This window comes from Haloferax mucosum ATCC BAA-1512, assembly GCF_000337815.1.
GTDB lineage: Archaea > Halobacteriota > Halobacteria > Halobacteriales > Haloferacaceae > Haloferax > Haloferax mucosum.
The window spans coordinates 53,943-68,749 of record NZ_AOLN01000010.1 but is presented as its reverse complement, the minus strand read 5'-3'; the positions used below and the strand labels follow the sequence as shown (position 1 = coordinate 68,749).

Annotated in this window: 13 protein-coding genes and 1 pseudogene; 6 read left to right on the top strand and 8 right to left on the bottom strand. The window is 57.9% G+C overall.

Annotated elements, in window-relative coordinates; all coding sequences use genetic code 11:
* Window positions 1-494: 494 nt before the first annotated feature.
* The 3 genes from C440_RS17320 (at window position 495) to C440_RS06020 (ending at window position 3,005) form a co-directional block, all read left to right on the top strand.
* The gene (locus C440_RS17320; RefSeq protein ID WP_152417843.1) at window positions 495-1,256 is read left to right on the top strand and encodes a hypothetical protein; all 762 of its coding nucleotides are present in this window, start codon (window positions 495-497) and stop codon (window positions 1,254-1,256) included.
* 305 nt (window positions 1,257-1,561) lie between these two features.
* The gene (locus tag C440_RS06025) at window positions 1,562-2,791 is read left to right on the top strand and encodes a DUF6498-containing protein (RefSeq protein WP_008319282.1); all 1,230 of its coding nucleotides are present in this window, start codon (window positions 1,562-1,564) and stop codon (window positions 2,789-2,791) included.
* A gap of 28 nt (window positions 2,792-2,819) precedes the next feature.
* Window positions 2,820-3,005 carry a hypothetical protein gene (locus C440_RS06020; RefSeq protein ID WP_152417842.1) on the top strand — a complete coding sequence of 62 codons (186 nt, stop codon included), beginning with the start codon at window positions 2,820-2,822 and terminating at the stop codon, window positions 3,003-3,005.
* Here C440_RS06020 and C440_RS06015 read toward each other — a convergent pair.
* Entirely contained in the window at window positions 2,983-3,762 is a 780-nt protein-coding gene (locus C440_RS06015; protein WP_008319279.1) for an IclR family transcriptional regulator, read from the bottom strand. The genes C440_RS06020 and C440_RS06015 overlap by 23 nt on opposite strands.
* Window positions 3,763-4,758: 996 nt before the next feature.
* Between C440_RS06015 and pdhA the strand changes: the two genes are divergently transcribed.
* The 3 genes from pdhA to C440_RS06000 all read left to right on the top strand — a co-directional run bounded on the left by pdhA (window position 4,759) and on the right by C440_RS06000 (window position 7,913).
* The gene (gene pdhA, locus C440_RS06010; protein WP_008319278.1) at window positions 4,759-5,907 is read left to right on the top strand and encodes a pyruvate dehydrogenase (acetyl-transferring) E1 component subunit alpha; all 1,149 of its coding nucleotides are present in this window, start codon (window positions 4,759-4,761) and stop codon (window positions 5,905-5,907) included.
* Window positions 5,904-6,920 (top strand): alpha-ketoacid dehydrogenase subunit beta, encoded by a 1,017-nt coding sequence (locus C440_RS06005; protein WP_008319276.1) that lies wholly within the window; start codon window positions 5,904-5,906, stop codon window positions 6,918-6,920. The genes pdhA and C440_RS06005 overlap by 4 nt, the downstream gene beginning before the upstream one ends.
* A gap of 495 nt (window positions 6,921-7,415) precedes the next feature.
* A complete protein-coding gene (locus tag C440_RS06000; protein ID WP_206537074.1) occupies window positions 7,416-7,913 on the top strand; it encodes a hypothetical protein in 498 nt (165 codons plus the stop codon).
* A gap of 66 nt (window positions 7,914-7,979) precedes the next feature.
* On the opposite strand, the pseudogene C440_RS17040 reads toward C440_RS06000, so the two are convergent.
* From C440_RS17040 to bioB, 7 genes and pseudogenes are all read right to left on the bottom strand, one after another.
* Window positions 7,980-8,165, bottom strand: a pseudogene (locus C440_RS17040) (IS6 family transposase); the annotation flags it as partial.
* Window positions 8,166-8,598: 433 nt separating this feature from the next.
* On the bottom strand, window positions 8,599-9,093 hold the full coding sequence (locus tag C440_RS05995; RefSeq protein WP_008319273.1) for a hypothetical protein: 495 nt from the start codon (window positions 9,091-9,093) through the stop codon (window positions 8,599-8,601).
* Window positions 9,094-9,255: 162 nt separating this feature from the next.
* A complete protein-coding gene (locus tag C440_RS05990) occupies window positions 9,256-10,071 on the bottom strand; it encodes a DUF7847 domain-containing protein (protein WP_008319271.1) in 816 nt (271 codons plus the stop codon).
* Window positions 10,072-10,509: 438 nt separating this feature from the next.
* Entirely contained in the window at window positions 10,510-11,256 is a 747-nt protein-coding gene (gene bioD / locus C440_RS05985) for a dethiobiotin synthase (protein ID WP_008319269.1), read from the bottom strand.
* Window positions 11,257-12,456: an aminotransferase class I/II-fold pyridoxal phosphate-dependent enzyme gene (locus C440_RS05980; RefSeq protein ID WP_008319268.1), complete on the bottom strand. Its 1,200-nt coding sequence runs from the start codon at window positions 12,454-12,456 to the stop codon at window positions 11,257-11,259. It abuts the gene before it with no gap.
* A gap of 3 nt (window positions 12,457-12,459) precedes the next feature.
* Complete coding sequence (locus tag C440_RS05975; RefSeq protein WP_008319267.1) at window positions 12,460-13,539, bottom strand: hypothetical protein; 1,080 nt, start codon at window positions 13,537-13,539, stop codon at window positions 12,460-12,462.
* A 6-nt stretch (window positions 13,540-13,545) separates the two neighbouring features.
* Window positions 13,546-14,661 (bottom strand): biotin synthase BioB, encoded by a 1,116-nt coding sequence (gene bioB, locus C440_RS05970; RefSeq protein ID WP_008319266.1) that lies wholly within the window; start codon window positions 14,659-14,661, stop codon window positions 13,546-13,548.
* Window positions 14,662-14,807: the final 146 nt, after the last annotated feature.

Sequence of the window (14,807 nt, the reverse complement as noted above, 5' to 3'; positions counted from 1 at the left end):
CTATCAAACCGACAATTCTGGGTGCGGATATAATCAGAAGTGATACTCCCACGACGCCAAATACAACTCCACCACTTAGCAGTCCTTTTGTCAGTCTGAAATCGTATATCGAACCCACTGCTAACAGCCTCCCAAAATTGCTCTATACAGCGCGTTGACAGTTCATCTGGTCCACTTTTCACCATGTGTTTTAAAATATATTGCATTGATCATGTATTGGCTCATTATTTTCAAACTATCTGTCACTCGGGTTGGTGTCGATTCCGCATGGGTCGTTCCCGACCGTTCTATTGTAATATTGTCTACGCATTTTCACTACCATCAGTTAAAAAATAACATATAAAGGGTCCCGGGGTAGAATCAGATTTGAGATAAGAGTAAAACTTGGTCTCCTTGGAGAACATAAAATGAACCAACAGAATTCTATCAGCCGACGTACCGCCCTCAAAACAGCACTCGCAAGCATCGGTGCATCAGCATCTCTCGCGGGGTGTATGGACCAGTCAGATACTGGAACCCCAACAGAACGTGAGGAGACGTCAGAACAGACGACATCCGAAGAGGAAGAAGAAGAGTCACAGAGTATTATTAGCAGTGTTAAAACAGAAGGCACAGATTTAGTCGTCAAGCGCAACCCAGAGGTGTCCATAGATCGGATTACCCTAGCTAATCCAAATAGGCAACTGGCTGGAAACGCGGATATGACCGTTGCTACAACGGCTCGGTTCAACATTGCAGACCACGTACCTGGAGAACACACTATCACAGCGGTTAAAGATAGAAAACCAGTAGAATCTCAGACAATCACCCTCCGTCCAGAAATTGAGATTATCGAGGCTGGTCCTGGAACAAGTGATCCTAGTCTAGACTGGGATAAAAGGAGTAGTCGCTGGAAATTCCGCGGCTTTGTGCGTATTCGCAACACCGGGAACGCACCGGAAGGTATTAGATCACTTTCGTTCAGTGGTGGCGTTCCTGCGCCTACGACCGACTCTAATTCGCCGCTGAATGGGATTCGCCGCGGAAAATCAGTCAACATTGGGGCAGACTCTACAAAGGCCATCAGAACAGAGCATGTTCCGTTCGGGAACGTACAAAACGAGGACGTCACCTGCGGCACTGAACTGAAATTCACCGTGGAGGTTGAAACGAAAAATCTGGATAAAACGATACAGAAGGAGTTCATCGCAAAGTACGGGGAGGGAAGCGGAGAACCACCACTCGGTTGTGATATCGAGGTTCTAAGCGACGAATAGTTAGTGTATCGATCAACTACCGGTGAGCCAGCCATGTCCATCGGAGGAGTAGCACCTAGTTACGCCAGTTTGAGAAGAAAAGTGGGCGTCGTTTAGAACGGTTCTCGCAGGCCCTCCACAGACCCTACTCGCTAACGGCCCCACAGAACACGACCCTTCTCTCATCGGTCTGATGCTTCCCGAGAACCGTCTCATGAAACATAGCACCGTGATGCATACTTTGTACGGCACAACGCAACTTTCGTTTCATAAATTGTTAGTTCGACAGTAGAAAATCTGCACGCACTGTGACGAACGGACTGCAGATGTGGCGGCGTACGTTGGCTGGCGTCGCCGCGGCCAACGCGCTTCCACTCGTCGGAATCCTCCTGTTCGACTGGGGTCTCGCACACCTCCTGGTCGTCTACTGGGTTGAGATTACCGTTGGCGCGCTCCGGCAGACGCTGGAGGCGACGTTCGCGGGCCAGCGCGCCGCCCCGGAGAACTGGGCGGCCGCTGACTCACGGTGGGGGTGGCGGTCACCGTTCCGCTCCCTCCGTGAGAAGCGTGGGAGTTTTCGACTTCACCGGGCACTGCCGCCGGCTTACCCGCGTTCGTTCCCTCGCGTACTCGGGCTTGGCCGAGTGGTCATGGGCCTCTCGCTCATCAGTGGTGCCGTGCTCTGGTTTGCGACCGCTGAGAGTGGGGTGTTCGTCGAGAGTCTCCTCCTCGCGGGCGTGACGACGCTCGCCCGCGAGGGAACGACATTCGCGGATCACGTCCGCTCGCGCGACTACCGCGAACTTGTCCCACAGTCGATTCTCACAGCGCGGTCGCTCCTCGAAAGTGTTGCGTTCGTGGTAATCGTCGTCTGGGGAACCTCACTCGACCTGTCACAGACCGAGAACACGGGGTTCCTCTTCATGCTCGTATACTCCGCTCGCGTCGGGTTCGACGTGTACACCGCGGTCGGTCAGAGCGAGCGGTTCGACCCACTTGCCCCGAGCGAGGCCGATTTCGAGACCGCAGACGACGATACGTGGGCACCCGTCTCCGTCCCCGATGGAGACCCGACAAACGTGCTCCACACGAACCGCCACGCGGTGTGGGTCGGCGCCGTCGTTGACGGAATCCTCGGGATGCTGAACCCCCGACGCTTCGCCGCGGCGGCCGTCATCGCCTTCCTCGGGTACGTCGTCGCCGGGGTGACGTGGGCAGTCGTCGGTGCGAGTGCGGTCGTGGTGGTGGTCGTCGCACACACACTCGTGGAGCGAGACCTCCGGTGGGGGCACGTAGAGTACCGAGTGTGCGTAAATAGCATCGTCTGTCACGACTGCCTGCTGGACGAGCCGCAGTGGCGTGTCGAACGTGAGCGAGTCACGGACGTGACGGATCGGTCCGGACTGCTCGGACGCCTGCCGGGTGTCTCCTCGGTCTCGCTAGAGCAACGCGACGACAGTGATACTCGGGCACTGCGATACCTCGACCCTGCCGATGTACCGGTTGCAGAACGTTGTCGAAATCCAAAATCACAGGCCACACGCGGTGACGGTTGAGGTTTCGGCTCTGGATTCTACGGCCGCTGTGACACTCGAACGGGCCTATGCAACCTCGAAGGCTCAAACGATGGTCGCCGTCGATGCGGCCACGGGTGACCTCGTCTGGCCGCGTCTCCTCTCGTCTATCGACGCCGCCGACCACACGCTCGTCATCTTCAGCAGAGTCTCCGCGTACGAGCGACTGACGCTCAGTTGGCTCCTCCGTACTTGATGTTGATGTGTATCTCGTCGATCGTGGCCAGTAGTTTGTCTGGCAGTTCGTCCCGTAGCAGGCTTCCTTTTATCCGGTTCGCTGGCCCGGAGATGCTGATTCCGCCGACCGGCGCACCCGTTTCGTCACGAATCGGTGCTCCGACCGCATTCAAGCCCTCTATCGACTCGCCGAGGTTGAACGCATAGCCACGGTCTCGAATCGAGGACAGTTCTTCGAGGAGTGTTTCCCTGTCGGTAATCGTCTCATCTGTCGCTTCGACCAGCCCTCGCCGGTCGAGGATTCCGTCGCGCTCTTCGTCGGGAAGATACGCTAGCATCGCCTTTCCAGCGGCGAGTTGGTGGAGGTGGCGGCGTTGACCGACTCGTGCGGAAGTCGCTAACGGACTCGCACCCTCGGCCTTGTACAGGTGCACGCTGTAGTCGCCTTCTTTCGCAACGAGCCAGACTTTCTCGCCGGTCTCCTCGGCTAACCGGTCAACCTGTCTTCGCGCGACGTCGAAAAACGAGACGCGGTCGCGGGCGCTGATTCCGAAATCTAAGAGCCAGAGGCTCAGATAGAACGCACCGTCTTCTCTAAAGAGAAGGTCGTTGTCTTCGAGGGTGAGGAGATGCCGATGAATCGTGCTCCGAGCCAAGTCGAGTTCGTCGGTGAGTTCGTCGAGCGTACAGCCCGGTCTGTCCTTGAGCAGTCTCAGTATTTGAATCGACGATTCCGTCGTGGTTACCGGACGATTCGACCGGGGGCGCTCAGTCATGCTTTATCATGTAGTTCTATCTGGTTTAGCTTTTATGCTGATAGTGTGGAACGAATCTCGCTCGTTGAACCGTCTTATCGTTGAGTCTTGCCGTGACTTGCGTCCGCCTACTCTAACGTTGCCGACCGGATGTTTCGAATATCCGAGTTACTCGGACATGAGTTCTTGCGTCGCCGAGGACGAAACTATGGAAAATTGAGGTTACACACATACGACTGTAACGCGCCTCGACCAGTCAGTCGAGTTTACAATCGGTCTACATGAGGCTCATAAGCGGTATCTGTACGAAACTGCTGACGGCGTGTTCTAACTCATCCGTCCGTACACTGGTGGGCCTCGTCTCGAACGCTGATTCTCCCTGTTTGTTATGACCTCCCTTCGGAACATGGCCACCCAAGATATTCGTATTCTACTAATTCTTGTTTGTCCACGCTTAACGCTACTAAATCGGAACCAATTGAATTAAGTTTTAAATAATATCCACATTGGTTCTTGAATTCTCATTTCTGGCGCACACTATCAAATATATTTGAATTCTGTTCCATCCCGATAGCTTGGATACGTGGTGTCACCACCGACTGAAATCAGTCGGCGCAACTGTGCCTGAAACTCGGCCGTATTGGTGGACAATCTTGTCTATCTGTTTCCGTTGAGGACGACTTTCGCCTCGTAGTCTATCATCATCGAACATTGTGATTACTTCTCACAGAACTATTAAGTTATTACCTGTCGATTGAGGTAAATATGGTGACAGTCAGTGAACCAGAGATTCGCGCGGCGAACGAGCCAGTTCGGCACCTGGGAGCCATTTTTAGCGCGATTTCTCTTATTACATTTAAACTGACAACAGTCGCTTCGATGCGAGGCGATACCCGCTCTCACATCGGACACAACTGCTGGAACTAACTCACGACGTCCAAACGCGAGATCGCGTGGGTATCCAGACTGGCCGTGGCACAGACGGCAAACTAACCACCGGTATATCGACCACCACCAATGAGCGCACAAAAGGAACTCGACCAGCAAGACACCAGCAGTCCCGTGACGATCGCTGAGCAACCAGTTCAGGTATTGGATGCGGACGGCAACGTCTGCCCGAACGCAACGCTCCCGGACCTCTCAGACGAAACGCTCGTCTCGATGTACGAGGACATCAAACTCGCCCGTCGGTTCGACGAGCGCGCAATCAGTTTACAGCGTCAGGGCCGAATCGCAACCTACGCGCCCATGACGGGCCAAGAGGGTGCACAGGTCGCAACGAGCTATGCGTTGGACGAACAGGACTGGCTGTTTCCGACGTACCGCGAACACGCGGCGAAGTACGTGCATGGCGTCCAGTTGGCGTCACTACTGAAGCCACTTCGCGGGATTCGAGACGGCTATGCAGTCCCCGACGGTGTCAACGTCATGCCCGAGTACATCCCCATCGCAACGCAGGTGCCGCAAGCGATGGGCATGGCTTGGGGGCACAAACTACAGGGGAAGGCCGACCACGCGGTCCTCTGTCATCTCGGCGACGGCGCGACCTCCGAGGGTGACTTCCACGAGGGACTGAACTTCGCCGGTGTCTTCGACGTGCCAGCGGTCTTCGTCTGCAACAACAACCAGTGGGCGATTTCCGTTCCCCGAGAGCGGCAGACGGCGAGTGAAACTATCGCACAGAAAGCCCAGTCGTATGGTATCGAGGGCGTCCGCGTGGACGGACTCGACCCGCTTGCGATGTATCAGGTCACGAACGAGGCGCTCAACAAGGCTAAGGCACCGGCGGCCGGTGAACGACGTCCGACGCTCATCGAGGCGGTCCTGTATCGCTTCGGTGCCCACACGACGGCCGACGACCCGTCCGCGTACCGAGACGAGGACGAAGCGAACGAATGGAAAGCCAAGGACCCAGTTGACCGATTTGGGAAGTTCTTGTACAAGCAGGGCCTTCTCGACGAGCGTCTCGAAGCCGAGATGGATGCCCGCATCGAGGCGACGATTAGCGATGCAATCGAGGCGGCCGAACAGGCGGAATCCGACCCCAACCAGCTATTCGAATACGTGTACGACGAGATGCCCGACCGGCTTCGAGAACAGCGGGCCGAACTCGACGCGCTCCGCGAAAAGTACGGCGACGGTGCGTTCGACGGGGTGTTAGAATGAGTTCGGCGACCGCACCGGACGCCGACACGCCAATCGAGAAGCTCACTCTCGTTGAGGCGGTCTGCGACGGTCTCTACACCGAAATGTCCCGCGACGACAGTGTCGTCGTGTTGGGCGAAGACGTGGGAAAAAACGGCGGCGTGTTCCGTGCGACAGCCGGTCTCTACGAGGAGTTCGGCGACGAGCGCGTCATCGATACGCCGCTCGCGGAGGCCGGCATCGTCGGGTCCGCAATCGGTCTCGCCCTCTCCGGGATGCGCCCGGTAGCCGAGATGCAGTTTATGGGATTCATCTATCCCGCGTTCGATCAGCTCGTGAGCCACGCCGCCCGATTACGGAGTCGGAGCCACGGGCAGTATTCGGTGCCGATGGTCGTTCGAGCGCCGTACGGCGGTGGTATCCACGCACCCGAACACCACTCGGAGTCGAAAGAGGCCTTTTTCGTGCACGAACCCGGGCTGAAGGTCGTCTCGCCGAGCACGCCGTACGACGCGAAGGGGCTTCTCATCGCGTCCCTTCGAGACCCAGACCCGGTCATTTTCCTCGAACCGAAACTCATCTACCGCGCGTTCAAACAAGCCGTCCCGACCGGCGAGTACGAGGTCCCGCTCTCCGACGCTTCGGTTCGGCGGGAAGGAAGCGACATTTCGGTGTATACGTGGGGTGCGATGACGCGCCCGACGCTTATCGCCGCGGACAACCTCGCAGACGAACACGGCGTCGATGTCGAAGTCGTGGACTTGCGCACGTTGTCTCCTCTCGACATCGACACGATTGTCGAGTCGTTCAAGAAGACCGGTCGCGCCGCCGTCGTTCACGAAGCCCCGAAGACCGGCGGTCTCGGTGCCGAAATCTCCTCGACGATTCAGGAAGAGGCCCTCTTACATCAAGAGGCGCCCATCAAGCGTATCACCGGCTTCGACACGCCGATGCCGCTTCACGCAATCGAGGATTTCTATCTACCGCAGGCCGTGCGGATTCAGGAGGGAATCCTTGAGACGGTCCAATTTTAGTTCTCTCTTGTCGTACGGACTCTCTTCTCTCGACGAGTGGTGATTCATATTCACGAAGTGACTATTCTGTGTTGAAAAGACAGATAGATTACTATTCGGTCTACTGGGCACTGTCTAGTTAGGCCAGTGTGAGGAACGGGCAGGCCGTTGAGTGAATTGGTTAGAATGCTCGCAGACCTGCTCAGCGAGTGCGTTGCGGCGGATTTAGAAGAAACGTGGGGGCGTTCGCCGTCCAGCTTCACGCGACCAGTTGACCATCATACAATTTGCGCAATACTATAACTTCCACCGACGCATCAGTCGCTCGACGGACGAACGCTGGTTGTGGAGACCGCTAACTAGACAGTGCTCTTCAGCGTTGGCATTGCGTAGGGCCGCTCTTTCTATCGGGTTCTACGAATCCACTGCAAAACTAGAATCTCAGCAAATTACAAGACTGCAAGAGTACTTCAATATACCAACACGATTATGCCGAGGCATTTCTTTTCAGCAGTTATGAACCGACGTAGCGTACTCGCTAGCGTGGGGCTCCTAGCCACGAGTTCTCTCGCAGGATGTATGAACAAGACGCGTAAGAAGATAACGTCCGGCGACTCCACGGACGAAGACATGCTCAAGATTAGCAGCTCTAAGTTCTACAAGAGCGCACGGCTCACCTCTGGTGGCGATGGAACCTCCGACGAACTCGTCATCGATACGCACAAGAAACTTAACATCCGAGAGAAAGGTAGAGGGTTCGTGAAATCATCCGCACTCGTTCTCCTGAGCGACGGCGAGTGGAAGACCGAACGGACGCCTGTGTTCGACAAGACCACGTATCGGTTCCCTATCGAGAGCGACGGCGCGTACACCGTTGTTGCCACGGGGTCAGCAACCAACGGACAAGACTTCCCGGTCACCATAGAGACCGAAACCATCCTCGAACTCACCGTGGAAGACGGAAAGGTTAGCGTCGAGGGCGTCTATTACACCCAGAAGAGAGAAGTATATTAAGCGAGGAGACTATATGAGCGGCTCAGTTATATCTGTGCTTCCGCAACGATTCGGTTAGTGCACTGTCTAGTTAGTGACCTCCTCGATCGGAGTTCGTCCACCGGTTGCTTGATACGGTCTTTGAAAATCATAGTATTGCGCAAATTGTATGAACCACTCGCGGACGTTCGCATGACTGCCCACCCACGAATTATGGGAGTGGTCGATTCGCATTATGTGAGTCTGAAACCACTTCTCGATGAGGTTTCGCTCTCGTGAACGCCCCCAGAAATCTTCGATTTCTGGTGTGCGCACGAGACGCGTTGCGTCTCGTCACGTTCGAAAGACGCAAGCGTCTTTCGAGCCCACAAACTCGCTCTGCGAGTTTGGGACGTCGCCGTCCGCTCACGCTCCCACGTCTCTTCATAATCCGTCGCAACGCACTCGTTGAGCAGTCCTGTGAGCATTCTAACCAATTCACTCAACGACCTGCTCACTTCTCACGTTGGCCTAACTAGACAGTGCCGGGCAATTCTATATCTCAGACATCTATAATATATGCGTCTTTAACTTGTTTATCCTTCCCTCATATATTTTCTCTAACATATGGTGGCTCTGTTAGTTTTCTCACCTCGCTAGATGCTATTTTGCTGTTCGATTCACTCGATTGCGCTAAGTCAATGGAAACAGAGCGTCTCCGGTCGTTTTAGCGTTCGTCGAACGACCACGTTCCTTCGACGTCGTGAATCGAGAGACCCAACGAGTCGTACGAGGCCTTTACGCGGTCGTGGGCCTGCACGCGGTTGAAGTCCGCTCGACTCACGTTCGCGTTGCGACAGCCGATTCGGTCCTCGTCTGTCTCCCATTCGGGACTACACACCCCGACGACATACCGGACGGTTTCGTATTCTCGTTGGAGGTCTTCGTGAAGCGTGTCGGAAACAACGGGCGTGTGTGGCGTCTCGAAGCGGTCTTCCCAGTCGTCGTGTAGCCAGTGCAAATCTGGTTGGTCGGACTCGGCCGACAAATTGAGGGCAACCGTAATCACCGATTCACCGTGCCATCGGTCGTCTTCGCGGTACCTGACTTCGACTGATTTCTCTTGGACGTATCCCGTCACGCGGTTGAGCCACCGGTAGCCAACCACACTACTCACCGCAGTCGCACCGAGTGCGCCGAGGATGGTTCTTCGGGAGGGCATACTGGTACGGAAAGCACGCTCTATTGTGAATTGTTCGGCTGGTGGGCGCAGTGCGACTGTATGGCCACTGCGACGCTCGCAGGTCTCGTCCCCACTCCTCACAGCGACGTAGAACAGGACGCGTCAAAAAACAGGTTCGGGTTCGATTCGAGACCGGGCCTATCAGGTGCTCATCGGCTGACTTCCACGCTGTGGCGTCTGAATTTCGCGGTAGAACGCGACCGAGAACACCGTCAGCAGACTTCCGAGAAGCATCGACGAGAGCACGATTATCACGGTGTAGCCGCCCATTCCAAGGAGCATATCCGTCGAAAACGACTGGCTTTCGGCCGTTGGTGCGGGGAGCAACAGCGCGCCGGCTCCACCCGCTGCACCGCCGAGTATGCCGCCGCCGATGCCGCCAACCACCATGTATCCGAACGTGCTCAGAAGGTGTGCGCGGACGAGTGACGCGCTCTGTTTGAGACTACCGAGCGCGCTAGCGTCGTTGAGAACGATCTCCTGCGAGTAAAACTGGATGAAGAAAACGAACACCAGATACAGGAGCCCGATGACGAGACCGATGAGTCCCGCGACGATTAGCCCGGCGTCGTTTCCGACCGCGAACCCGACTCCGAGACCCATCATGACGGCGATCCAGAAGACCACTCCGAGTACGATGTTCACGCCGAAGACGACGAGCATAGCAACCAATAGCGGGACGTAATTTTCCTTCCCCGCACTGATGAACGTGCGCAACGAGGTCGTTCCGCGGAGAGCTTCGTCGGCCATTTTGATTAGGCCGCCGTGGATGAACGGCAGTCCGAGAAGCATTCCAAGGAGGAATACACCAGTCACTGTGATACCGATAATCGGGTTTATTTGCTGTGTGACGGTCGGAGCGGACTGGAGGAGTCCCAACAGGCCGAACAGGGCAACGATGAGGGGGTTCCGTGCCAGCGCGCCTGGAACGGATTGGAGGGCTTTACCAATTGCCATATCGGAATCGACAGACCATGATGGCATAAATGTGGTGGTGTCAGTAAAATACTATTCCAATCGAGTGGCAACTCGGGAACCCCAATTACCGACGGCCGAGTCGACGACGGCACGCTGGGGGTTCCCTCGTTGTGGTGGTCCACCGTGCGCCAGCGCCGAATGAAATACTCGACTCATAATTTCTTTAGACATATCTAATCTAAAGAATAGATAGACAGAATTAATATGTTGGCAAGAATAGAATTGAATGCGTTCCGCTGACACGGGACGCTGGTTGCAACGATTTCCAGATGAGTTCCTGCAACACGGGGTGGTCGAGTTCGGACATTGTTACATCCCCCTGTGTTACTACTTACGGATGCGAATCGATGCGGTAGCTCCAACTCCAATCACGCATCCGTCGTAGACCCGCCGAAAATAGCGTACTGAGAGGACGTTTTAGCTCTCGAATTCGGTCGGGTTCCTAGATACCTCATTTCCGTCCGCTTCTGCCGATGCGACCGTCTGTAGCAACTGTTCGACTGGTAGCTCTTCGCGGACGCCAGCGACTACGTCTTCGGGGGTCTCCATCGAGACCGGTGAAAGCGCGTACACTGGACACTCAGTCATATCCTCGATAATCTCGGGGTTCGTTCGCTCGGCAGTCGTGCTCCCCTCGTACTGGTTCAGCACGACTCCTGCGACTGCGACGCCTCGCCGACGAAGCGCCGCCACGGAGAGAGCGGTGTGATTCAGCGTCCCGAGACCGGACCGGCCGACGAGAATCGCCGGGACGCCGAGGTCGGCGACCAAGTCGATAACTTCCTGTCCGTCGGCGAGTGGCACCCGAAGCCCGCCGATTCCTTCGATTACGCACGGTCCGTCCCGATCGCGCTCGGTCTCGCACGTCCCGCGAATCGCCGAATATTCGAGCGTTCGGTCGGCAACGTCGGCGGCGACCGCGGGGGCGAGCGCTGGTTCGAGTCGCGGGCCGCAGGTTGCCGCCGCGTGGGTTCCGCACGCCGCCGCGACGAATCCAGCATCGTCGTCCGGCGGATGTCCGGTCTGCACCGGTTTGACTGCGCGAGCGTCGTACCCGGCCGCTCGAAGCCACCCGACGACTCCAGCGGTGACGACCGTCTTTCCGACGCCGGTGTCGGTTCCGACGACCGCGACGTTGAGTTTTGAAGTAACCATCGTCTCCATTTAGATGAGCCCGAGATCTCTTCCGGCGGTCTCGAACGCTGATAGACACCGCTCGATAGCCGCGTCGGAGTGAGTTGCCATCGGGGCGACTCGGATGCGACTCGTCCCGTCGGGGACGGTCGGCGGCCGAATCACCGGCGCGACGATATCCTGCTCTCGCAGTCGTCGGTCGAGTTCGATTGCATCCACTCTCTCACCGAGTAGGACCGGCAAGACGTTCGTCTCTCCGAGGACGCGATAGCCCACCGAATCGAGTCCCTCCCGAAGGGTCTCGACGTTCTCCCATAGCGACGCCCGCCGCGCTCCGTCGCGGGCGATTTGCAAGGCCGTGCGACTCGCACCGACGGCGGGGGGTGCCAAGCCCGTCGAAAAGACGAACGACCGGGCCTCATTGACGAGATACTCGACGAGCGTGTCCGACCCCGCGACGTAGCCGCCCTGACTCGCCAGCGCCTTCGAGAGCGTCCCAACTTGCACGTCGATGCTGTCGCTCAGTCCGTCGCGCTGGACGATTCCGCCGCCGTCTTCGTACAGGCCCGTCGCGTGCGCTTCATCGACTAACGTCCACGCGCCGTACTGTGCCGCGAGGTCGCAGATGGCCGCCAGCGGAGCGACGTCGCCGTCCATGCTAAAGACTGTATCTGTCACGATGAGCCAGCGCTCGTCGTCGGCCGCGTCCATCGACCGACTACGGAGTTTCACCGCGAGCGACGCCGCATCGCAGTGGTCGTAGACTACCGTTTCGGCGGCGGCGAGGCGACAGCCGTCGATGATGCTCGCGTGGTTGAGTTCGTCCGAGAAAATCACGTCGGGGTCGAGCGCCGCAATCGTTCCGACGTTCGCGGCGTAGCCCGACGAGAACAGGAGCGTTCTGTCGGTGTGTTTCACCGCCGCGAGGTCGTCTTCGAGTTCGCGGTGGAGTTCGGTGTCGCCGGTGATGAGCCGACTCGCACCCGAGCCGGTTCCGACCGCGCGAGCGGCCTCGGACGCGGCCCGCTGGACTCGCGGGTCGGTCGCCAGTCCGAGGTAGTTGTTCGCGGCGAAGACGTATCGCTCTCGGCTGTCGATTCGGGTTCGGGCGCTCACGTCGGCGGCGGGTTCTAGCGTCCGGCGCAGACCGTACCGCTCCCGGGTTTCGAGGTCGGCTTCGAGGTCGAAGCCGTGGTCTCGCGTCGATGTTTCCGTCGTATCCGAGTCCATGTTTCAGAAGCCGGGCATCAGTTCTGCCGGACCGAACACGCCGTAGTCGCCGGCGCGGTTTCGGCGGACGGCGGCTTTCAGATAGCCCAACGCCGGCCCGTTGACGTTGGCGGCCATGCTGGTCGCGTCGTCCAGTTGGAACGTGTTGGTTCCGCGCTCACCGTCGAACGTTCGACCGGTTACACGGACCGTCGTCGTAGTCGGCTTTTCGTCCTGTCGAATATCGAGAACTCCGCCGACGGTTACGTCGTCACCGTCGCAGATGCCCGCGCGTTCGAGAAGCACGTCGTCGGCGTGTTCCATGTCGTCGAATTCGAGAACGCCGTCGTGCGCTTCGATGACCGCCTCGATTTCCGATTCGTCCATCTCGCGGGCGGTCTCGATGTCGTAGCCGTCGAGGTGCGCGATGTCCTCGCGGACGGTCCCGCGGTTGTCCTCGTAGCCGGATTTGAGGCCGACACCCCACCAAATCTCGACTTCCTCGACTTCGACGAACGATTGGGCGGCGAGCGCCGCCGCGCCGGTGAGGAGTCCGGGAGTCGCCCCGGCACCGCAGACGAACGTGATTCCAGCGTCGGTGAGCGTTGCCTCCCGTTCGTCGAGCATGCCGATAACGCGAGAGCGTTTCAGCACGTCGATGAGCACGCCTTCGAACTCGGCGTCAGCGAACCGCTCTGCGATACGCGGGATGAAGTCGTGTTCGAGGTTCGGCAGTGCGAGCAACACCGCGTCGATATCCTCGCTTTCGTCGATAATGTCGTCTATCGGGGTCTCAGTCGGTGTCCCCTGCGTCGAGGCGACGATTCCCGCGCCGTCGCCGTGTTGTTTGACGGCCGTCCCGCCGTCGGTTACGCGGTCGTCGTTCGCTCTGGTTTCCGAGTCGGTGTCACCGGTCCCGTCGCCAGCGATGTTCCCTTCGGTCGCATCGAGCAGTTCTGCGACGTCGAGTCCGTCGTGGTTGACGGCGACGCCGTGTCGGTCGCAGGCCGCGACGGGCGTCAGTCCGTCTTTGTGGGTGCTGACTTCGAGCGTTCGCCGTCCGATACCTCCTGTTCCGAGTACTGCGAAGTTGATGTCGTCCATCTCAGCTTAGTCTTCAGTTATGCGTGTGTTGGTTACCGCGGTCCCGGCGGCCGTTTCGACCGCCGAGTCCTCGTCTGTTCGTCCGGATTTGACACGCTCCGGGTCGAACTCGTTTGCTTCCATGTTCGGTTCGAGTCCTGCGCGTTCGATAATCTCGATGTCGTCGCCGGGGGACTGGCCCTCGGTGGTGAGGTAGTCGCCGGTGAGAATTCCGTCCGCGCCGGCCTCGAACGGGAGGTGCTGTTCGTCTGCGTCGAGGTTCACCTCTCGTCCGCCAGTGAGTCTGACGCGCACCTCGGGGTGGAGCATCCGGTAGACCGCGATGGTTTTGATAATCTCCTCGGTCGTGATTTCGGATGCTATCTCCTCGCCGAGCGGCGTTCCGGCAACGGGGTTCAGAACGTTTACCGGAAGCGACGAAATGCCGATGTCGCGGAGGGCGAGCGCGGCATCGACTCTGTCGGTCGGCGACTCTCCCATCCCGAGGATGACCCCGGCACAGAGGTCCATCCCGACCGATTTCGCGCGTTCGAGTGTCTTCACGCGGTCGTCGAACGAGTGCGTCGAGACGACGTTCGGAAAGTACCGAGGCGAGGTTTCGATATTGTGATTGTAGTGGTTGATTCCCTCGTCAGCGAGAATTTCGGCCTCCTCTCGGGTGAGGATGCCGAGGCTCGCGTCTACTTCCACGTCCGTCTCGTCGCGGACGAGTCGAATCGCCCGGATAACGTCGTCCCACTCGTCCGGGCGCTTTCTTTTGCTGACGCCTTTCTCGGCGACGACGATTCCGAATCGCTGTGCGCCGTCGCGCTCGGCGCGCTTTGCCGCGTCGAGAATCTCCTCGGGGTCGAGAAAGCCGTAGGTTTCGATGCCGGTGTCGAAGTGCACCGACTGCGCACAAAAGCCGCAGTCTTCTGCGCAGTTGCCGGCTTTCGCGTTGACGATGCTACATGCGTCTACGGTGTCGTCGCCGAAATACGACCGAACGACGTCGGCGGCGGGCGCGAGGTCTGCAACGGGTTGCGCTATCAGCGCCAGCGCGTCTGTTCGGTCGAGTTCGCCGCCGTCGAGTATCGTTGCGACCGCGTCATCGACCGTTCGGTTACCTGTCTCGTAAACCACGATGCTAGTCGAGGTTTACGAAAGTGTAATTCTTTCGGGACTGTTCGTCGTCGGTCGGACTCTGTCGGTCGATAAAATCCGTCGAGTACTAGTGCTGAAATACGTATCATTGCTGATACTATGTTCCTCGAATTTTCGTGTTAGAT

Bases quoted from the DNA above. Each gene is read 5' to 3' on its own strand.
- C440_RS17320 (WP_152417843.1), top strand. From the start codon at position 495: ATGGACCAGTCAGATACTGGAACCCCAACAGAACGTGAGGAGACGTCA.
- C440_RS06025 (WP_008319282.1), top strand. From the start codon at position 1,562: ATGTGGCGGCGTACGTTGGCTGGCGTCGCCGCGGCCAACGCGCTTCCA.
- C440_RS06015 (WP_008319279.1), bottom strand. From the start codon at position 3,762: ATGACTGAGCGCCCCCGGTCGAATCGTCCGGTAACCACGACGGAATCG.
- pdhA (WP_008319278.1), top strand. From the start codon at position 4,759: ATGAGCGCACAAAAGGAACTCGACCAGCAAGACACCAGCAGTCCCGTG.
- C440_RS06005 (WP_008319276.1), top strand. From the start codon at position 5,904: ATGAGTTCGGCGACCGCACCGGACGCCGACACGCCAATCGAGAAGCTC.
- C440_RS06000 (WP_206537074.1), top strand. From the start codon at position 7,416: ATGAACCGACGTAGCGTACTCGCTAGCGTGGGGCTCCTAGCCACGAGT.
- C440_RS05995 (WP_008319273.1), bottom strand. From the start codon at position 9,093: ATGCCCTCCCGAAGAACCATCCTCGGCGCACTCGGTGCGACTGCGGTG.
- C440_RS05990 (WP_008319271.1), bottom strand. From the start codon at position 10,071: ATGGCAATTGGTAAAGCCCTCCAATCCGTTCCAGGCGCGCTGGCACGG.
- bioD (WP_008319269.1), bottom strand. From the start codon at position 11,256: ATGGAGACGATGGTTACTTCAAAACTCAACGTCGCGGTCGTCGGAACC.
- C440_RS05980 (WP_008319268.1), bottom strand. From the start codon at position 12,456: ATGGACTCGGATACGACGGAAACATCGACGCGAGACCACGGCTTCGAC.
- C440_RS05975 (WP_008319267.1), bottom strand. From the start codon at position 13,539: ATGGACGACATCAACTTCGCAGTACTCGGAACAGGAGGTATCGGACGG.